This is a genomic window from Pantoea sp. SORGH_AS_0659 (assembly GCF_031453915.1).
In the GTDB taxonomy this organism is placed as follows: domain Bacteria; phylum Pseudomonadota; class Gammaproteobacteria; order Enterobacterales; family Enterobacteriaceae; genus Pantoea; species Pantoea leporis.
The window spans coordinates 3,942,040-3,960,470 of the sequence record NZ_JAVJAK010000001.1 but is presented as its reverse complement, the minus strand read 5'-3'; the positions used below and the strand labels follow the sequence as shown (position 1 = coordinate 3,960,470).

Sequence of the window (18,431 nt, the reverse complement as noted above, 5' to 3'; positions counted from 1 at the left end):
TCATGAGTACCGCAACGCTAGTGTTAACCGCAGCAGGCTCTGTCCTGCTGCTGCTGTTTTTGGTGATGAAAGCGCGTATGCACGCCTTTGTTGCCCTGATGTTAGTCTCCATTGGTGCCGGTCTGTTCTCCGGCATGCCGCTCGATAAAATCGCACAAACCATGGAAAAAGGCATGGGCGGAACGCTCGGCTTTCTCGCCATTGTGGTGGCGTTAGGCGCGATGTTCGGCAAGATCCTGCATGAAACCGGCGCCGTCGATCAGATCGCCATTCGCATGTTGAAAAACTTTGGGGAAAGCCGCGCGCACTATGCGATGGGCGTCGCCGGCTTGATCTGTGCGTTGCCGCTGTTCTTTGAAGTGGCGGTGGTGTTGCTGATCAGCATTGCGTTCGCCGTGGCGCGTCGCACCCAAGGCAATCTAGTTAAGCTGGTGATCCCGCTGTTTGCCGGTGTTGCGGCCTCCGCCGCGTTTCTGCTGCCGGGACCCGCGCCGATGCTGCTGGCGGCGCAGATGCACGCCGACTTTGGCTGGATGATTCTGCTGGGTCTGTGCGCGGCGATTCCGGGCATGCTGATTGCCGGTCCGCTGTTTGGCAGCTTTATTGCGCGGCACGTCAGCTTTAGCGCACCGCCGGAAGATCATCAGCCGGAAGTGGAAGAGGGCAAACTGCCGTCGTTTGGCTTTAGCCTGGCGCTGATTCTGTTCCCGCTGCTGCTGGTTGGCCTGAAAACTATCGGCGCACGCTTCACCACGCCGGGTTCCCATCTGTATGAGTGGCTGGAGTTTATCGGCCATCCGTTCACCGCGATTCTGCTGGCCTGTCTGGTGGCGATTTATGGCCTGGCTTATCGTCAGGGCATGGATAAAGAGAAGGTGATGCAAGTGTGCGGCAGCGCGCTGCAACCGGCGGGCATTATTCTGCTGGTGATTGGTGCGGGCGGCGTGTTTAAGCAGGTGCTGGTGGATTCGGGCGTTGGCCCGGTTTTAGGACATGCGTTGACCGGCGCAGGTATGCCGATTGCGCTGGCGTGCTTCATCCTTTCTGGCGCGATTCGCGTGATTCAGGGTTCGGCCACCGTGGCGTGTTTAACCACCGTCGGTTTAGTGATGCCGGTGATAGAACCGCTGCACTACAGCGGCGCGCAGCTGGCCGCGCTGTCGATCTGTATCGGCGGCGGCTCGATCATTATCAGTCATGTGAATGATGCGGGTTTCTGGCTGTTTGGCCGCTTCACCGGCGCCACCGAAGCCGAAACGCTGAAGACATGGACGCTGATGGAAACCATTTTGGGCACCACCGGCGCGATTGTTGGCATTATTGCGTTCAGTTTGCTGTCGTGATGTAAAACCAGCGCAATACATTGCGCCGCTACGGACCATTACGCGGGATTTGTAGCGGCGCGATTTATCGCGCGATTCTGACCTTCTTAATCCTCTTCCCGCTCATCATCCGGCTGATCCAAAACCGTGTACGCCACGGCGCAGAACAGCGAATTTAAACGCTTCAAATCGCCCAGCAAGCCAAGGTGCAACGAGCTTGTCTCAATGCTTTGCACATTCTGCAGATGCAAGCGCTCGACGTGCGCGTGGGAGAAACGGCGAATCAGGATGCGGAAGCGATGCTTGGATCGGCGCAGGCGTTTGGCGCTGGTGACATCGTGCGACAAAAACACCGACAAACTCAGACGCAGGTTATACAGCACCTGTTCCTGCAAGGTTTGCAGCTCCTCCAGTCCTTCGGCAGAGAAGGCACGGCGCGCGGTCAGTGACTTATCCGCTACGTCGGCGCACATGCGTTCGATAATGTCGCCCGCCTGCTCCAGGTTGAGCGCCATCTCAATGATCTCCGCCCAGCGGCGCGAATCATCCTCCGGCAAATCCTCTTTCGGCATACGCGCCAGATAGAGTTTGATCGCGGTGTAAAGCACATCAACATCATCATCCAGCCGCCGCACCGCGCGCTCTTCGCGCAGGTCGCCGTGCACCACCTTATTGAATGACTCAATCATCTGCTCGACCACATCACCGATGCGCAGTGTTTCGCGTGAGGCGTTAGCCAGCGCTAACGCCGGCGTATCCAGCGCGCTGCTGTCGAGGTGTTTGGGTTTGAGATGGGCTTCGTTTTCGGGATCATCGGCAATCATACGGCGGCAAAGGCGCGCCATTGGATCGGCAAACGGCACCATGACTAAGCAGCGAATCAGGTTGTAGAAGACGTGGAAGAAGATCACCAGCTCTTCGTCATTGACCGGCAGCTTATCCAGCACATCGGCGACAACATTGACGAACGGCAAAATGGCGATGCTGCCAATCAGCTTAAACAGCAGGCTGCCGAGCGCGACGCGTTTGCCCGCTGCATTGGAGCCGCTGGCGTTGATCATCGCCAGCAGGCCGCTGCCGAGGTTGGCACCAATCACCAGACAGAGTGCCACCTTGAAAGAGATGACACCGGTAGCGGTCAGCGTGGCGGTAATCAGGACCGCCGCGAGGCTGGAGTAACTGATGATGGCGAACACCGCGCCAATCAGTGCATCAAGCATCACATCGCCGGTCAGTGTTGAGAACAGTACCTGAACGCCCGCCGCCTGGGTGATCGGTTTGGCAGCCGCGACAATCAGCTGCAGCGCCAGCAGAATCAGGCCAAGTCCAATACTGGCGCGGCCTAACTGCCCAATGCGCGTTTGCTTGCGGCTGAGAAAGAACACCACGCCAAAGAAGATAAACAGCGGCGACAGCCACGACAAATCAAAAGTCAGGATGCGCGCCATGATCGCGGTCCCGACATCCGCGCCGAGCACCACCACCAGCGCGGGCGTCAGACTGACCAGATTCTGTGCAACAAAGGAGGTAACCAGCAGCGTGGTGGCGTTACTGCTCTGCACCAGCGCCGTGACGCCAATACCGGCAAGAAACGCCATCGGTTTTTTTTCGACGCTGCGGCTGAGTACGCGACGCAGATCGGCACCGTAAACGCGCATGATGCCGGTGCGCACAATGTGTGTGCCCCACACCAGCAGCGCAACGGCAGAGAGTAGATTAAGCAGAGTTAACACGTATAGAGGCTCCTCATCCGTCAGGCTCAAACCACACCGATTGCCAGCCTGACGGTGAGCACAACCGGTAAAACCTTCGCCGCGTTGTGTCGCCTTTTTTCGTTTAAATTAAGCAACCTGGCGCAACGTCGACATCTCTAACTGTAGCCCAATCTGCATACCAGCGGGATGCAAATCTGCCACGCTGCGGTTGAGTACATCAACTGAGAGCTCCACGTTTTGCGCGTGCACCCGATAGCGAATCACGTTGCCAAGCAAGCTGTGGCTGAGGATGGTGGCGGGAATGCCCGCCTGCGGCGCACACAGCTGGATCGACTCCGGGCGAATCGCTACCTGACCGCTAAACGCCTGTCCGGTTAGCTGCGTTGCCTGTTCCGCGCTCAGCAGGTTGTAGTTGCCAATAAAGCCAGCGGCAAACAGATCGGCCGGTTGGGTATAGAGCATTTCCGCGTTGCCGTTCTGCACGATCTTGCCCCGGTTCATCAACACGATGCGATCGGACATGGTCAGCGCTTCTTCCTGATCGTGGGTAACAAACAAGGTAGTGAGTTTCAGCTCGCGCTGAATATTGCGGATCTGTTCACGCAGATGGCGACGAATGCGCGCATCCAGCGCCGACAGCGGTTCATCCAGCAACAGCAAGCGTGGACGCGTCACCAGTGAACGCGCCAGCGCCACGCGCTGACACTGTCCGCCAGAGAGTTGATGCGGATAACGCCGCGCGAAGTCGGTGAGTTCCACCAGCGCCAGTACCTCCATCACGCGTTTCTGAATCTCACCGCTGGCCAGTTTCTGCATCTTCAGGCCAAACGCCACGTTCTTCTCAACCGTCATATTGGGGAACAGCGCGTAGCTCTGAAACACCATGCCGATGGTGCGCTTCTGCGGCGGCAGCGGCACGATATCCTGACCTTGCAGCAATACTTTGCCGCTATCGACTTCGGTCAATCCGGCGATACAGCGCAGCAGCGTGGATTTGCCGCAGCCGCTGGGACCGAGCAGCGTAACAAACTCGCCTTCTTCGGCACTGAAATCGATGTTTTCAAAAATGGTGGTCGGGCCGTAGCTTTTGTTCAGCTGGGTGACGCTCAAATAACTCATGGTCAGCCTCGTTCAGGATTGAGGGCATTCGCCAGCCAGGTAACCAGCAGGACGACAGCAAAATAGGAGATCACCAGCGCGCTGGTGAAGTGGCCGCTGCCGTTCCGCATGTTAAACAGATAAACCTGCAAGGTTTCATAGCGGGTGCCGACCAGCATATTGGCGAAGACAAACTCACCAATCAGGAAGGAGAAGGAGAGCAGCACCGCGATAAATACCCCTTTGCGCAGGTTCGGCAACACCACAAACAGCGCCGCCTGCCAGGTGCTGGCACCGAGCAGCTGCGCGGCATCAATCAGCTCTTTCAGGTTGATGGCCTGCATATTGTTGGAGATGGCGCGATAGATAAACGGCAAGGCGATGGTGAAGTAGCAGCCGATCAAAATCCACGGCGTGCCGGTCAGCATCAGCGGCGACGACGAATAGAGTTGCAGCAGCCCGACCGACGACACCACCGGCGGTACGGCGAAGGGCATCAGGATCAGCACGTTCATCACCGCATCCAGTTTCGGATAGTAGTAAGCGATCACAAACATGGCAGGCAGCACCAGCACCAGCGAGAACAACAGCGCACCGCAGCAAACCAGCAGCGAATGACCGAGCGCGGTCAGGAAACGCGCATCGCTCCACAGCGCGCTAAGCCACTTCAGCGTAAAGCCCTGCGGCAGGATGGTGTCGCTCCAGCTGGTGGAAATGCCGTACAGTAAAGTAGCCAGCAGCGGCGCGGCTAAAATGGCCAGCAGCAGCCAGACAATCAGGCGATGATAAAATTTTTCCGCGCGCGACACGTGTAGCTCCTCAGGAAGGTTTGGCGTTGAGATAGCTGCGGCGCACCAGATACTGCTGCACCACGGTAATCAGCGCCATAATCAGCACCAGCAACATCGCCAGCGCGCCGCCGGTGTTGGGATCAAGCGAGATATCGCCAGAGACCAGCGCGGCAATGCGTACCGGCACCACGTTAAAGTTGCCGGTAGTGAGCGCGTAAATGGTGGCGTAAGCGCCGAGCGCGTTCGCCAGCAAAATCACGAAAGTACCGAGCAGCGCCGGGAACAGAATCGGCAAACCGATGTGCCACCAATAGCGCCAGCGGCCTGCACCCAGCAGCGCGGCGGACTCTTGCCAATCCTGTCGCAAGCCATCAAACGCCGGATAGAGCAGCAAAATGCCGAGCGGGATTTGGAACCAGGTGTACACCAGCACCATGCCGTCACGCGAGAACAGTTTGAAGCCTTCCAGCACGCCGTAATGGCGCAGCAGCAGCGTCAGACAACCGTTCAGGCCGAGCAGAATGACGAAGGCAAACGCCAGCGGTACGCCGGCGAAGTTGCTGGTCATGTTGGTAAATGACATCAAAAAACGCTGAAAGCGGCCGCTGCCGAGCTGATGCAGCGAATATCCGGCAACCAGCGAAATCAGCAGGCCGTAAATGCTCGACCAGATGGAGATGTCGAGCGACAGGCGAAACGCCTGCAAATAGAACGGCGAGGTGAGGATATCGCTGTAGTTGTCGAAGCCCCAACGCTCATTGATGTCGCTCCAGAAGCTGTTGATGGCAATCCACAGCAGCGGCGCGAGCTGGAATGCCACCCAGAACAGCGCAAACGGCAGCAGCAATAGCGCGGCGAGCGTTTTGCCTTTCATTACTGCGGCTCCGCCAGTAACGCGCGACATAGCGGTTTGTCATGTTCGACGCCGAGCAAGGTGCACACGATGCCACACAGTTCGGTCTGCTGCGGCTGGAGATCCGGCTGCAGCGAGAAACCTTTACCAAACACGAACAGCGGCACCTGCGTCTCTTCCGGCAAAATGCCGCCGTGCGAGCGGTCATCGTTCATGCCGTGATCGGCGGTGACAATCACCTGATAACCGGCCGCCAGCCAGTCCGGCATCCACTGCGACAGATAACCATCGGCCATGCGCGCGCGGTTGCGATACTGCGGCGATGACAGGCTGTGCTTGTGTCCGGCATCGTCAATGTTCATCGGGTGGATCAGCAGGAAGTCGGGATCGTGTCGCAAACGCAGGCTTTCTGCGTCTTCAAACAGGTGGGAATCCGGATAACCGTCGTCCCAGTAAAAATGCCCATACTGAATCGGCAGATCGGGCGCGACCGTGTGGCGGTCGCGCGCCGCGTTGAACGGGGATTGATTGTAGAGCTCACTCACCCAGTGATAGGCGGCCGCCGCGGTGGTGAGACCGGCGGCACGCGCGTAATGGAAGATGCTGCGCTGATTACTCATGCGACTGACGCCGTTGTGAATAATGCCGCTGCGCACCGGTGGAATGCCGGTGAGAATGCATTCGTACAGCGGGCGCGACAGCGAAGGCAGTTCGCAAGTCAGCGTATAATATTGGCCGTTGCCCTGCGCGCATTCAGCAAACAGATAGCCCATTGCGTGCTGCGCTACCTGATTACTCAGCCCATCCAACACCACCAGGATCGTTTTCATCCCTCGCTCCTTACTGCTTCATATTAATGATGACGTTCTCTTGCCACAGACGCGGCAGCATTTTCGAGGTTTTATCCCACGCGGCCTGGTCTTTGATTGGACGGGCATTCTTATACTCAGACTGCGGCAGCAGCTTGGCCTGCACGTCGGCGGGCAGAGTTAAATGCTCGGCACGAATCGGGCGCGCATAGCCTTTCGCCAGGTTGATCTGGCCTTCATCAGACAAGATGTATTCACGCGCCAGCTTGGCGGCGTTCGGATGTTTAGCGTATTTATTGATGATGGTGCTGTAGCCAGAAGTGACGGAACCGTCGGAAGGGATCACCACTTCGTAGCGGTTTTTGTCGATCTGATCGCGGTAGTTCAGACCGTTAAAGTCCCACACCACCGCCACCTGAATTTCGCCTTTTTCAATGTTGGCAATCACCGGATCGGTCACGCCAAGACGGCCTTCTTTCGCCAGATCGCCGAAGAAGCTCAACGCCGGTTTCACATTCTTCTCGTCACCGCCTAATGCATAGCTGGCCGCTAACACGCCGTTCGCTGCCTGAGCCGCAGTGCCGACGTCACCGATAGTGACCACATACTTACCTTTCTTCAGATCGGCCCAGCTGTGCGGTACATCTTTGACCTGCTGCTTATCCACCAGGAACGCGATGGTGCCGGTATACGCCAGCATCCAGTTGCCATCCTGATCTTTTGCCCAGCTCGGGATTTGCTCCCAATGCGTTGGCTTATACGGTTGCGCCACGCCTTTAGCGACGGCAATCGGACCGAAAGCAGCGCCCACATCACCGATATCGGCGCTGGCGTTCTCTTTCTCTGCAGCAAATTTTGCCAGTTCCTGCGCCGAGGACATGTCGGTGTCGCTGTGCTTCAGGCCATATTTGCTGTTGAGGTCACTCCAGGTATCTTTCCAGTTGGCCCAGCTATCTGGCATGCCGACGCTGTTGACCTGACCTTCGGCGCGCGCGGCTTTTTCTAACGCGGCGAGGTCATTATCTACGGCTTGCGCGGCGGGCAGCGCAAGCAGTACGGCACTGGCTACTACAGAGGCGATAAACGCTTTCATCTCGATTGCTCCCGGTATATGTTGTGGGACTTCTTGGTCTAGTCCAGCAAGAACCGAGCCAATGTAGCCCGAATAGATGAAGGTTTTATGACCATGGTGGTGAAACGGGGTGTGGCGCGACGATCCACATGCGGTTACAGCGCGCTAAAGCGTGGGTTGTTCTCTGTCACATTGTAGTCATCGAACTGTCATAGTGCAGATTTGCCCCAAAATGAGGCTGAAAAATGATGTCGAAAACGGCGGATGTGATTGCAGCAGGGCTGCGGGAACGCATTGAAAGCGGTGAATTTGCCGGCGGTCGTTTGCCCGCCGAACGCAGCTTAAGCGAACACTATTCCACCACGCGCATTACGCTGCGTGAGGCGCTGGGCTTGCTGGAAGCGCAAGGCATTATCTATCGTGAACTGCGTCGTGGCTGGTTTCTCGCACCGCCGCGGCTAGTCTACAACCCCTCTCATCATAGCCATTTTCACGCCATGGCCGCTGAGCAAGGCCGTATTGCCAGCACTGAAGTGCTGGAGGCGCGTGAAGTGCCAGCGCAATTAGCCATCGCGCGTCATCTGCAACTGCTGGAGGGCGATCGGGTTTACCGCATTCGCCGTTTGCGCCGTATTGATGGCCGCGCCGTGTTGTATGTCGAGCATTACCTCAATCCCGCCTTCTTTCCGGGATTGCTGGATGAAGACCTGACGCGTTCACTCACCGATCTGTATGACCAGCGCTATGGCATTCGCTACGGCGGCGCGCGTTTTACCATTTTGCCGGGACCGCTGCCGGTGCGCGCTGCGCCTGCGCTCAACGTGGCGAGCGGCACGCCCGGATTGTTGATTACCCGCATCAATCGCGATCAGCACAAGCGCGTGATTGATTGCGACTGCGAGTTCTGGCGCTATGACGCGCTGTGCGTGGATGTCGAAGTATAAATATTGTGATTTTGATCACACTACAGCATGATAGCGCCAGTGAGTAATTGAGAGCGTGAGGCGCAAAAATGACAATAAAAACAGGGGTTGGGCAGTACATCTCTTTAGCATTGCAGTGGGTGCTGAATATTGGTCTGATCATTCTGGCCATTATTCTGGTGGTGTTCCTCGGTAAAGAAACCATTCATCTGGCCAACGTGCTGTTGAGCACCGGCGAGCAGACGTCTTCCTATCTGCTGATTGAAGGCATCGTTATCTATTTCCTCTACTTCGAATTTATCGCGTTGATTGTGAAGTACTTTCAGTCGGGCTATCACTTCCCGCTGCGCTACTTCATCTACATCGGCATCACGGCGATTATCCGCCTGATCATCGTCGACCATAAAAATCCGTTCGATACGCTCTACTACTCGGCGGCGATTTTGATTCTGGTGGTGACGCTGTGGTTGGCGAACAGTAACCGCCTGAAACGCGAGTAATAATATCGCGTGGCACAACGAGCCGTGCCACGCATTCTCCTCTGCGCTAAACTAGGGCAACTTTTTTCCCGGAGATGTCCTGATGTCGCATGACGCGCTGCGCCAGTTACGCGCACTGCACTGGCTGCCAGCCTCTTCACCGCAGCTTTCTGCCCCGCTACTTGACTGGTTAATGGAAGAAGACTCCATGACGCGTCGCTTCGAGCAGCATTGCCAGCAAGTGACCGTAAAACTGATCCGCGAAGCGTTTATTGGCGCTGAAGAGATCTCGGAGGAAGCGGAATTTTTGCCCGCCGACCCGCGCTTCTGGTTACGTGAAATTGTGCTGTGCGGTGATGGCGAGCCCTGGCTGATTGGCCGCACCGTGGTGCCAGAAAGCACGCTGAACGGCCCCGAGCAGATGCTGCAACAACTCGGTACGCGCCCGCTTGGCCGCTATCTGTTCTCTTCATCTACCCTGAGCCGCGATTTTATCGATCCCGGTCAGGTTGGCGATTTATGGGGACGCCGTTCCCGCCTGCGTTTGTCGGGCAAGCCGCTACTGTTAACTGAACTGTTTTTACCGGCGTCGCCGCTCTATCGCGCGCTGGATCAAGGATAAAACCACTGTGCAAAACACCTTACCCATGACCAAATGGCAGGCTTACTGCCGCCTGATGCGTATCGATAAACCCATCGGCACCGTGTTACTGCTGTGGCCAACTCTGTGGGCACTGTGGCTCTCCGGCATGGCGATTCCACCGCTGCCGGTGCTGCTGGTGTTTGTGCTCGGCGTTATCGTGATGCGTGCTGCCGGCTGCGTTATCAACGATTACGCAGACCGCAAAATCGATGGTCACGTCAAGCGCACGGCGTCACGTCCGCTGGCCAGCGGCGCGGTGTCCGGGAAAGAGGCGAAGTTGCTTTTTGCCGGTCTCGGTTTGCTGGCGTTTATGCTGGTGTTGACCATGAACACCATGACCATTTTGCTGTCGTTTGGCGGCCTGGCGCTGGCGTGGGTTTATCCGTTTATGAAGCGCTACACGCATCTGCCGCAGGTGGTGCTCGGCGCAGCGTTTGGTTGGGCGATTCCGATGGGATGGGCAGCAGTTAGTGAGTCCTTACCTTTAGTCTGCTGGCTGGTTTTCCTGGCGAACATCTGCTGGACGGTGGCCTATGACACGCAGTACGCGATGGTCGATCGCGATGACGATTTGAAGATCGGCGTAAAATCAACGGCGATTCTGTTTGGCCGTTACGACAAACTGATTATTGGTTTACTGCAGCTGGCAACGCTCGGTTTGATGGCGCTGGTGGGCATGATGCTTCAACTGAATGGGGCGTTTTACTGGTCGCTGCTGCTGGCTGCGGGCTTGTTTGTGCATCAGCAGAAGCTAATTGCCCAGCGCGAGCGCGATCCCTGCTTCCAGGCGTTTCTGAATAACAACTATGTGGGCATGGTGCTGTTTCTCGGCATTCTGCTCAGCACCGTGCCGTTCGCGGATCTGTTATAAACAAAAAAGGCGCACTGAAGTGCGCCTTTTTATTAGCTTGTCGCCGCGTTAATCGTGGGTGACCGCGCTTTCAATCGTCAGACGCACGTCGCTGGTCACCAGTTCCGCCAGCATCTGCCACATCATATGACTGCGTTCGGCATCGGCATCGCCTTTGTCACTAATATATCCTTCATCACGCAGCGTGAGTACCAGCGCAGTAAACACTGCTTTATCAAAGAACTCTGGTGCGTTGATACCGTGCAGCACAGACAGGCGTTGAGCCAGCGTGCGGCTCTCTTTCTCCAGCGTGCCACGGTTGATAGCCGGTTTCGCGCTGAGGATAGCGAAGGTAATCGCGAAGCGCTGCAGCGTCTCACGAATACCCGCCGCCAGCAGTTGCAGCGAACGGTGACGTGCCGGCGTCATTCTTAGTTGACCATCCTGCAAGGTGATCAGGCCCTGACGCGCCATCTCTGCACCGAGTGCGTTAAGTAGCGCAGGCAACTCCGCCTTGTCCCAGCGCAAGAACAACTCGCTCTTTAGCATCGGATATACCAGGCTAACCTGACGCAGCAGCTCTGCTTCGCTGATTTCACGATGTTGCTGCACGATGGCGGCAATCAACGATGGCATCACCAACATGTGATGAATGTTGTTGCGATAGTAAGTCATCAGCACCGCCTGCTCGCGCGGCAGAATGATGATGTCGCCAATGCTGTCTTGCTCGGTCTCGAACTTGTTCATGCCCATGGCGTGATCAAGCAGCGCTTCGGCGCTCATGTCAGGCACCGTGGCTTCTGGCGAATAGGGCACATTGCGCAGCAGCTGGGTGTAGCACTCTAATTGCTCAATCAGCTGTTCGCGGGTCAGTGAACGCTGACGTGACGCCAGCAGTGCAGTGACGCACAGGTTCATGGCGTTGGCTGCACCGGCTTCGTTGATGCGCACCATCAGCTTCGCCGCAATGTCATTCACGGCGGGCGTCATCCAGGCAGGGCGTTGCGGTTCGATAGGATCAATCGCATCACGCCATTCGGGCACGTTTTTGTTCAGATAGTTCATCAACGGCAGGGGTTCACCGAAGTTAACGTAGCCCTGTCCCAAGTTGCGCAGCTTACGTAAACCGCGCACCATCTGCAGGAAGCTCTCTTTCTCTTTGGCCGCACCCCGCAGCTCTTTGGCGTAGGTGCCCACTTCCATCACATGCTCGTAGCCAATGTAAATCGGCACGAAGGTGATTGGACGACTGCCGCCGCGCAGCATCGCCTGCAGCGTCATTGATAGGGTGCCGGTTTTTGGATCCAGCAAACGACCGGTACGTGAACGTCCGCCCTCCACAAAGTATTCAACGGAGTAACCCCGGCTAAACAGCTCGCCAAGATATTCACGGAACACGGTGGAATAGAGTTTGTTGCCCTTAAAGGTACGACGAATAAAGAAGGCGCCCAGACGACGGAAAATCGGGCCGGCTGGCCAGAAGTTCAGGTTAATACCGGCAGCAATGTGCGGCGGCACCAGGCCTTGATGATAAAGCACGTAGGAGAGCAGCAGGTAATCCATGTGGCTGCGGTGGCAGGGCACATAGACAATCTCATGACCATCCTGCGCCAGCTGACGCACGCGCTCACCGCCATGCACGTTGATGCCCTGATACAGGCGGCTCCACAGCCAGCCCATCACGCGGTCAGTGACTTTAATCGCTTCATAAGAGAAGTCCGCCGCCACTTCTTCCATCATTTCGATGGCGTTCTGCTGGGCTTTCTCATGCGAAATCTTTTTGCTGCGCGCTTCATCTTCTACTGCTTTTTCGATCGCTTTGGATTGTAACAGCTTGTTGAAGAGATCCTGACGTGCAGGCAGACGCGGGCCGACCGCGGCCAGACGTTGGCGGGCAAAATGAATGCGCGCCACACGAGCCAGCTTTTGGGCAATCGACTTATCGGTGCCGTGCTCGGTCGCCATCTGGCGCAACGAAACGGTTTGCGAGAAGCGTACAAAGCTGTCGCGGCCGTGCCACAAAATGGCGAAGAACTTCTGCACGCCATTGAGCACGCGCAGATGCGGCGTGGATTCACCGGAGGTTTCACGTCCCGGCGCACGACCAAACATCACCGCGACCGGCAGCATTTGCACATCGAGTTGCGGGTTGCTGCGGTGCAAATCCAGATAATCGTGGAACAGCTTTACCGATTCGGGATTGGCCACGAAATAGGGAATTACGCGTGGGCCATCGTGGATAAACACGTGGCGCGGCAGCAGGGTGCCATCGATCTCCAGCGGAGCCAGCGGATCGGGCAGATCATGTTTCAGGCATTGAGCACGCAGTGTGAGCAGGTCAGCCTTTGAATCATAAGGCAAAACATACATCACCGGACGTGTCGGATCGATCCCATGTTCAGAGATAGGATCGGTCGGAATGACCTTACTTTTTACCAAAATAGAGAGTGGTAAATTCAATAATTTGTAATAGAGTTTACGCCAACCTGACATAGACAACTTTAAGCCTCTTGTTAGCAAAGCGCGGCAAGCATACCAGAAAGCGCAGCGAAGGTCTGTGGCTCTGCCGCCTCATACTGCCCACACATTGACGTCAAAATAGTTCAAGGGTTCCATAGACATGGCAAATAACGTCACCGGTTTAGTAAGAATAGTGAAAGCCGCCGGTTATTCCTGGCAGGGCCTGCGTGCCGCATGGCAGCACGAAGCCGCTTTTCGGCAGGAAGCCATTGCCGCGCTGGTGGCCATTCTCGTGGCTTGCTGGCTGGATGTAGATACCCTTTCCCGCATCCTGATGATTGGCTCGGTAGTGCTGGTTATCATCGTTGAGATCCTTAATAGCGCTATCGAAGCGGTGGTCGACCGCATCGGGCAGGAGCAACATCCGCTCGCGGGCCGCGCCAAAGATATGGGATCGGCTGCCGTATTGCTGACTATCTTACTGGCTCTGTTCGTCTGGATCGCGCTGCTCTGGACGCATTTGAGATAGGGATTCCAGATTCATCAAACCGCTGATTTTTCCCTCTGTTACGGTTTTCATTTCGCGAATACCTGTATATACTCACAGCGACTGTATAAACAACCAGGGGGCGGGATGAAAGCGTTAACTGCACGGCAGCAACAGGTCTATGACCTGATTCGCGACCATATTAACCAGACGGGCATGCCGCCAACGCGTGCGGAAATTGCTGCGCAACTGGGTTTCCGCTCGCCCAATGCTGCCGAAGAGCATCTGAAAGCGCTGGCGCGTAAAGGCGTAATTGAAATTGTTTCCGGCGCATCGCGCGGGATTCGTTTGCTGATGGAAGAAGAACCGAGCGAAGGGCTGCCGCTGCCGCTGATTGGCCGCGTCGCTGCCGGTGAACCTTTGCTGGCACAAGAACACATCGAAGCCCACTATCAGGTGGATGCTAACCTCTTTAAACCGAGCGCCGATTTCCTGCTGCGCGTGAGCGGTATGTCGATGAAAGACATCGGCATTATGGATGGCGATCTGTTAGCGGTACACAAAACGCAGGAAGTGCGTAACGGCCAGGTTGTCGTGGCGCGCATTGATGATGAAGTCACAGTGAAACGCTGGAAAAAGCAGGGTGCGATTGTCCATCTGCTACCTGAAAACACCGATTTTCAGCCGATTGTCGTGGATACCCGTGAGCAGTCGCTAACCGTTGAAGGTTTAGCTGTCGGGATTGTGCGCAACGGCGAGTGGCTCTGATCAGTTTCTGATGCTCCTTAACTGCGGCGGTGCGTGTTTGCGCTGACCGCAGTCTGCTGTTTTACTTCTCTGTGACTCTTTCTGCGGCTCATTCTGGCGCCATTACGCTGATTACCGCACACAACGGAATGGGCTGATGCAGCTGTTTTCCTCTTCAGATAAAACACTCTGGCGGCTAGCGCTGCCGATGATCCTGTCAAATATCACCGTCCCATTACTGGGTGTGGTTGATACCGCCGTTATTGGTCATCTCGATAGCCCGATCTACCTCGGTGGCGTCGCCGTGGGCACAACCGCCACCAGCTTCATCTTTATGCTCCTGCTGTTCCTGCGCATGAGCACCACCGGACTCACCGCTCAGGCATTTGGCGCCAATGACAAAACGGCGCTGGCGCGCGCCTTAACACAGCCGCTACTGATTGCGCTGGTTTTTGGTGCGCTGTTTATGGTGCTGCGAACGCCGGTCAGCAGCCTGGCGGCAGCTTTAATGGGTGGCAGCCCGGAAGTGCAGCAACAGGCGAAAATATTTATTGAGATTCGCTGGCTAAGTGCGCCCGCAACCTTGACCAATTTGGTGATTCTTGGCTGGCTGCTGGGCGTGCAGTATGCGCGGGCGCTGATGGTGCTGCTAATTATCGGCAACCTGGTGAATATCCTGCTGGATCTGCTGTTCGTGCTCAAACTGCATTGGGGTGTCGCCGGAGCGGCGGCGGCTACCGCGCTGGCAGAATATGTCACGCTGGGCGTGGGTCTGTGGATGGTGGCGCGGGTGCTGAAGATGCGCGGTATCCATTTTGCTTTACTCAAAAGCAGCTGGCGCGGCGATGCGGCGCGGCTATTCCGCCTCAATCGCGACATTATGCTGCGGTCTTTGATGCTGCAAATCTGCTTCGCGTCGCTCACCATCCTTGGCGCACGCATTGGGCCGGATGTAGTGGCAGTCAATGCGGTGCTGCTGATGTTCCTCACTTTCATCGCATACGCGCTTGATGGATTTGCCTACGCGGTTGAAGCCTGTTCGGGTGAAGCGGTTGGGGCCAAAGATCGCAGCCGACTATTGCTGATTTGGCATGCGGCTTGTCGCCAGGCATGCTTCGTCGCCGCGATCTTTGCGCTGATTTATGCATTCACCGGTCCGGAGATTGTGGCGATGCTGACGTCACTGGAAGCGCTACGAGAGATGGCCGACCGCTATCTGATTTGGCAAGTGATTCTGCCGCTGGTTGGCGTCTGGTGCTATCTGCTGGACGGCATGTTTATCGGCGCGACGCGCGGGCGTGAGATGCGCAACAGCATGGTGATGGCGGCGATCGGCTACGGTGTCTCGCTGCTCACGCTGCCGTGGCTCGGTAATCACGGTTTATGGCTGGCGGTGACGGTATTCCTCGCGTTACGCGGACTCACGCTGTGGCTCATTTGGCGTGGTCACTGGCGGCGCGATAGCTGGTTTAACGCCTGAATAAGCGAAGCGTAACCTACAGATTAATCTGTATTTCTCTGCAAACTGCGAAGCGGCTACTACAATTACCTCATACGGCGCATATGAGTAGCGCGTTGTCTGGGTATATCGCCAGCTAAGCAGGCAATATATCTATCTCACTCAGGATGTAGTGGAGGAATATTATGAACAAAGACGAAGCGAGCGGAAACTGGAAGCAGTTCAAAGGCAAGTTTAAAGAGAAGTGGGGCAAGCTGACCGATGACGACTTCACTGTGATCGAAGGTGAACGCGATCAGCTGGTTGGTAAAATCCAGGAACGCTACGGTTATGGTAAAGACCAGGCCGAGAAAGAAGTGAAAGACTGGGAAACAACCAACAAAGATTACCGCTGGTAATCTCACTTCACGGATGATGCTCCTACCCGCCAATCATTTAGCGTAGTGATTGGCCCGGCACAAGGATGTGCCTCCCTATTTTCTTATCCGCTTTTTACCCTCGACCTGATGGTCATGCTCGCAGCTTTCGTGGTGCGTACAAGCCGCCACTTCTGCGCAATTTTCGCACAGGCCATGTGCCTCAATTACGGTATGTCGCAGAGAAAATCCCGCCTGATCCGCTAATGCAGCGATGGTTTTTTCCACGCCATGAGCATGTTTTTCGCTTACTGCCGCACAACCGTCACACACCAACATCACCGAAGTATGTGCTGGCTCATCAAAATGATGGCAAACCACGTAACTATTATTTGACTCTACGCGATGAATAAATCCCTGTTCCAGCAGGAAATCCAGCGCGCGATAGATGGTGGGCGGTTTTGCTTGCGGTTCACTGACACGCAGTTGATCCAGCAAATCGTAAGCGCTTATCGAACCATTCTGCTCTGCCATTAAGCGCAACACTTCGGCGCGTTGAGTGGTCAGGCGCACGCCGCGATCAAGGCAAAGTGATTCAGCCTGGGTAAGAAGTTGTTCTGGCGTGAGGTTTGACATAAGCATTCTCCGGGTTGCAGGTGATGTTATTTTATCACACAAAATTTAACGCTGCTGTGATTGCTTATTGTCCTTAAAATCCCTAAGAAAATTCTCCCCAATCAATAGATTACCATCGCCATTTTCCCGTCAATATTGCTGCAACACTAATGTCTGTAAAATGCGTCCGGCCAGGCAGCGCAACGCCTGCACGGATTTTGCTTTGCAACTCACCGGGTTAGCGGCTATGGTTCAAAAGGTCTTAAGTAATTTCTGGTATCAATTAACCCACTGTTAATTTTTCTGCATAAAAACACAGCGGAATGGCGTGGAAGCGTCCAATTCTGCGAATAGCAGTGCTATTTCCTTTTAATTCACAGCAATGAAGCGTTAGCCAGGGTTCAGAATAGCGGCTAACTAAACTTTCAGTCGGTGAGTGATTCAGCGACATTTCAAAGGTGATGGCAGGCTCATGGCGAAGACATTATTCAGGCACAAAAAAGTAGCTTATCTTGTTGGTTTGAATGCAGTATTTCTCTCTTCCTCAGTTCTGGCAGCAGGTACATGGTACGACGCGCGTAACGACGCAATGGGCGGTACCGGCGTAGCCTCTTCCACCTGGAGTTCAGCGGTGCTGGCTAACCCAGCATTGATGACCAAGGCGCAGCCTGAAGATAACGTCAGCATCATTCTGCCATCAGCCGGCGCACAGGTTACCGACAAAGACAAATTGATCGATCGCGTTGACGACATTACCGATACCGTTGATCGTTATCAGGACGTGATCGATGACCTAACCTTTCAGGATTACCTCAATGGTTACCCGCAGCTGAAGGCTGCCGCGGGCGATATGGCTAACCAACTCAGCGATCTGCGTGGCAATAAAGCTCACGCAACAGCCGGTGTGGCCGTGGCCGTCACCGTTCCGAATGAAACCTTACCTTTTGCCTTTATCACCAAGGCTTACGGCACTGCGATTGTGCGCGCCAACGTGGCAGATAGCGATATTGCCTACCTGCGCGCGGTTGCCAATGGCACGAGAGTGCCTGTGCCGGGTGATGAAAATAATTTGCGCTCCAGCGCCAATGGCCTGGCGGCATTAGTCACCGATTATGGTGTGTCAGTCGCGCATGAGTTCTCGATTGCCGGCCATCCGGTTTCTGTCGGCGTGACGCCAAAGCTGCAGAAAACCTGGCTGTATAACTACACCGCGAGTATCTACAACTACGACAAGAGCGACATCAACAGCAGCCGCTACCGCAGCAGCGATACCGGTTTCAACATGGATGCAGGTGTCGCAACAGATTTCGGTGAGAACTGGACCTTTGGCGTGACCGGACAAAACCTGATCTCGCGCGATCTCGATACCAAAGAGGTGAACGGTTACCGCGATACTTATCAAATTCGTCCGCTGGTCACTACAGGGCTTTCCTGGAATAACGGGCCATTCACGCTGGCGGGGGATGTTGATCTGACTGAAACCAAACGCTTCAAGTCGGAAGACACCAGCCAATATGCCGGCGTAGGTGCGGAATATCGTGTGCTGGATTGGCTGGCGCTGCGTGCCGGCTATCGCGCCGATCTGAAGTCGACCGATACTGACGTGTTCACCGCCGGTTTGGGTGTGTCACCGTTCAACAATGCTGTCCATCTGGACCTGGCCGGTTCTGTAGGTAAAGACAACACCGTAGGTGCCATGCTGCAGCTCGGATTCAACTTCTGATTACCCGTCTGATAACGGGCGGCTGTGCC

The 18,431-nt window shown here is 55.7% G+C and carries 18 protein-coding genes; 10 read left to right on the top strand and 8 right to left on the bottom strand.

The annotated features are described in order from the left end of the window. Positions 1–2: 2 nt before the first annotated feature. The gene (gene gntU, locus Q3H59_RS18660) at positions 3–1,343 is read left to right on the top strand and encodes a gluconate transporter (protein WP_309836297.1); all 1,341 of its coding nucleotides are present in this window, start codon (positions 3–5) and stop codon (positions 1,341–1,343) included. A gap of 86 nt (positions 1,344–1,429) precedes the next feature. Here the strand turns inward: gntU and Q3H59_RS18655 are convergent, their stop codons facing one another. From Q3H59_RS18655 to Q3H59_RS18630, 6 genes are all read right to left on the bottom strand, one after another. After that, entirely contained in the window at positions 1,430–3,055 is a 1,626-nt protein-coding gene (locus Q3H59_RS18655) for a Na/Pi cotransporter family protein (RefSeq protein ID WP_222211738.1), read from the bottom strand. A 108-nt stretch (positions 3,056–3,163) separates the two neighbouring features. After that, positions 3,164–4,156, bottom strand: coding sequence for an ABC transporter ATP-binding protein (locus Q3H59_RS18650; RefSeq protein ID WP_309836295.1), 993 nt, complete (start codon positions 4,154–4,156; stop codon positions 3,164–3,166). A 2-nt stretch (positions 4,157–4,158) separates the two neighbouring features. Then, complete coding sequence (locus Q3H59_RS18645) at positions 4,159–4,944, bottom strand: ABC transporter permease (protein ID WP_101763078.1); 786 nt, start codon at positions 4,942–4,944, stop codon at positions 4,159–4,161. A 10-nt stretch (positions 4,945–4,954) separates the two neighbouring features. Then, positions 4,955–5,800 (bottom strand): ABC transporter permease subunit, encoded by an 846-nt coding sequence (locus Q3H59_RS18640; protein WP_101763077.1) that lies wholly within the window; start codon positions 5,798–5,800, stop codon positions 4,955–4,957. Beyond that, positions 5,800–6,609 carry an alkaline phosphatase family protein gene (locus tag Q3H59_RS18635; protein ID WP_217550070.1) on the bottom strand — a complete coding sequence of 270 codons (810 nt, stop codon included), beginning with the start codon at positions 6,607–6,609 and terminating at the stop codon, positions 5,800–5,802. Before Q3H59_RS18635 ends, Q3H59_RS18640 begins: the two co-directional genes overlap by 1 nt. Positions 6,610–6,619: 10 nt before the next feature. Further along, positions 6,620–7,681, bottom strand: a complete 1,062-nt coding sequence (locus Q3H59_RS18630; protein WP_277974398.1) for an ABC transporter substrate-binding protein — start codon at positions 7,679–7,681, stop codon at positions 6,620–6,622. A 224-nt stretch (positions 7,682–7,905) separates the two neighbouring features. On the opposite strand from Q3H59_RS18630, the gene Q3H59_RS18625 reads away from it, so the two are divergent. From Q3H59_RS18625 to ubiA, 4 genes are all read left to right on the top strand, one after another. Beyond that, positions 7,906–8,604: a UTRA domain-containing protein gene (locus tag Q3H59_RS18625; protein ID WP_101763074.1), complete on the top strand. Its 699-nt coding sequence runs from the start codon at positions 7,906–7,908 to the stop codon at positions 8,602–8,604. A 68-nt stretch (positions 8,605–8,672) separates the two neighbouring features. Then, positions 8,673–9,083, top strand: coding sequence for a phosphate-starvation-inducible protein PsiE (gene psiE, locus Q3H59_RS18620; RefSeq protein WP_061718383.1), 411 nt, complete (start codon positions 8,673–8,675; stop codon positions 9,081–9,083). Positions 9,084–9,165: 82 nt separating this feature from the next. Continuing rightward, a complete protein-coding gene (gene ubiC / locus Q3H59_RS18615) occupies positions 9,166–9,684 on the top strand; it encodes a chorismate lyase (protein WP_137384959.1) in 519 nt (172 codons plus the stop codon). A gap of 7 nt (positions 9,685–9,691) precedes the next feature. Beyond that, on the top strand, positions 9,692–10,576 hold the full coding sequence (gene ubiA / locus Q3H59_RS18610; protein ID WP_101763072.1) for a 4-hydroxybenzoate octaprenyltransferase: 885 nt from the start codon (positions 9,692–9,694) through the stop codon (positions 10,574–10,576). A 48-nt stretch (positions 10,577–10,624) separates the two neighbouring features. On the opposite strand, the gene plsB is transcribed toward ubiA, so the two are convergent. Next, positions 10,625–13,048, bottom strand: coding sequence for a glycerol-3-phosphate 1-O-acyltransferase PlsB (gene plsB, locus Q3H59_RS18605; RefSeq protein WP_192412693.1), 2,424 nt, complete (start codon positions 13,046–13,048; stop codon positions 10,625–10,627). Positions 13,049–13,175: 127 nt separating this feature from the next. On the opposite strand from plsB, the gene Q3H59_RS18600 reads away from it, so the two are divergent. From Q3H59_RS18600 to Q3H59_RS18585, 4 genes are all read left to right on the top strand, one after another. Beyond that, positions 13,176–13,544 carry a diacylglycerol kinase gene (locus Q3H59_RS18600; RefSeq protein ID WP_101763070.1) on the top strand — a complete coding sequence of 123 codons (369 nt, stop codon included), beginning with the start codon at positions 13,176–13,178 and terminating at the stop codon, positions 13,542–13,544. A 105-nt stretch (positions 13,545–13,649) separates the two neighbouring features. Next, entirely contained in the window at positions 13,650–14,270 is a 621-nt protein-coding gene (lexA, locus tag Q3H59_RS18595; protein WP_309836285.1) for a transcriptional repressor LexA, read from the top strand. Positions 14,271–14,406: 136 nt separating this feature from the next. Next, positions 14,407–15,729, top strand: a complete 1,323-nt coding sequence (gene dinF / locus Q3H59_RS18590) for an MATE family efflux transporter DinF (RefSeq protein ID WP_309836283.1) — start codon at positions 14,407–14,409, stop codon at positions 15,727–15,729. 164 nt (positions 15,730–15,893) lie between these two features. After that, the gene (locus tag Q3H59_RS18585) at positions 15,894–16,106 is read left to right on the top strand and encodes a CsbD family protein (RefSeq protein WP_309836281.1); all 213 of its coding nucleotides are present in this window, start codon (positions 15,894–15,896) and stop codon (positions 16,104–16,106) included. A 75-nt stretch (positions 16,107–16,181) separates the two neighbouring features. Here the strand turns inward: Q3H59_RS18585 and zur are convergent, their stop codons facing one another. Further along, positions 16,182–16,700 (bottom strand): zinc uptake transcriptional repressor Zur, encoded by a 519-nt coding sequence (gene zur / locus Q3H59_RS18580; protein WP_210081833.1) that lies wholly within the window; start codon positions 16,698–16,700, stop codon positions 16,182–16,184. A 451-nt stretch (positions 16,701–17,151) separates the two neighbouring features. Between zur and traF the strand changes: the two genes are divergently transcribed. Beyond that, complete coding sequence (gene traF / locus Q3H59_RS18575) at positions 17,152–18,402, top strand: conjugal transfer protein TraF (RefSeq protein WP_309836278.1); 1,251 nt, start codon at positions 17,152–17,154, stop codon at positions 18,400–18,402. The last annotated feature ends 29 nt before the right edge of the window (positions 18,403–18,431 follow it).

Excerpts from the sequence above, each read along its gene's own strand:
- gntU (WP_309836297.1), top strand. The coding sequence starts at position 3 with ATGAGTACCGCAACGCTAGTGTTAACCGCAGCAGGCTCTGTCCTGCTG.
- Q3H59_RS18650 (WP_309836295.1), bottom strand. The coding sequence starts at position 4,156 with ATGAGTTATTTGAGCGTCACCCAGCTGAACAAAAGCTACGGCCCGACC.
- Q3H59_RS18640 (WP_101763077.1), bottom strand. The coding sequence starts at position 5,800 with ATGAAAGGCAAAACGCTCGCCGCGCTATTGCTGCTGCCGTTTGCGCTG.
- Q3H59_RS18635 (WP_217550070.1), bottom strand. The coding sequence starts at position 6,609 with ATGAAAACGATCCTGGTGGTGTTGGATGGGCTGAGTAATCAGGTAGCG.
- Q3H59_RS18630 (WP_277974398.1), bottom strand. The coding sequence starts at position 7,681 with ATGAAAGCGTTTATCGCCTCTGTAGTAGCCAGTGCCGTACTGCTTGCG.
- Q3H59_RS18625 (WP_101763074.1), top strand. The coding sequence starts at position 7,906 with ATGATGTCGAAAACGGCGGATGTGATTGCAGCAGGGCTGCGGGAACGC.
- psiE (WP_061718383.1), top strand. The coding sequence starts at position 8,673 with ATGACAATAAAAACAGGGGTTGGGCAGTACATCTCTTTAGCATTGCAG.
- ubiC (WP_137384959.1), top strand. The coding sequence starts at position 9,166 with ATGTCGCATGACGCGCTGCGCCAGTTACGCGCACTGCACTGGCTGCCA.
- plsB (WP_192412693.1), bottom strand. The coding sequence starts at position 13,048 with ATGTCAGGTTGGCGTAAACTCTATTACAAATTATTGAATTTACCACTC.
- Q3H59_RS18600 (WP_101763070.1), top strand. The coding sequence starts at position 13,176 with ATGGCAAATAACGTCACCGGTTTAGTAAGAATAGTGAAAGCCGCCGGT.
- lexA (WP_309836285.1), top strand. The coding sequence starts at position 13,650 with ATGAAAGCGTTAACTGCACGGCAGCAACAGGTCTATGACCTGATTCGC.
- dinF (WP_309836283.1), top strand. The coding sequence starts at position 14,407 with ATGCAGCTGTTTTCCTCTTCAGATAAAACACTCTGGCGGCTAGCGCTG.
- Q3H59_RS18585 (WP_309836281.1), top strand. The coding sequence starts at position 15,894 with ATGAACAAAGACGAAGCGAGCGGAAACTGGAAGCAGTTCAAAGGCAAG.
- zur (WP_210081833.1), bottom strand. The coding sequence starts at position 16,700 with ATGTCAAACCTCACGCCAGAACAACTTCTTACCCAGGCTGAATCACTT.
- traF (WP_309836278.1), top strand. The coding sequence starts at position 17,152 with ATGGCGAAGACATTATTCAGGCACAAAAAAGTAGCTTATCTTGTTGGT.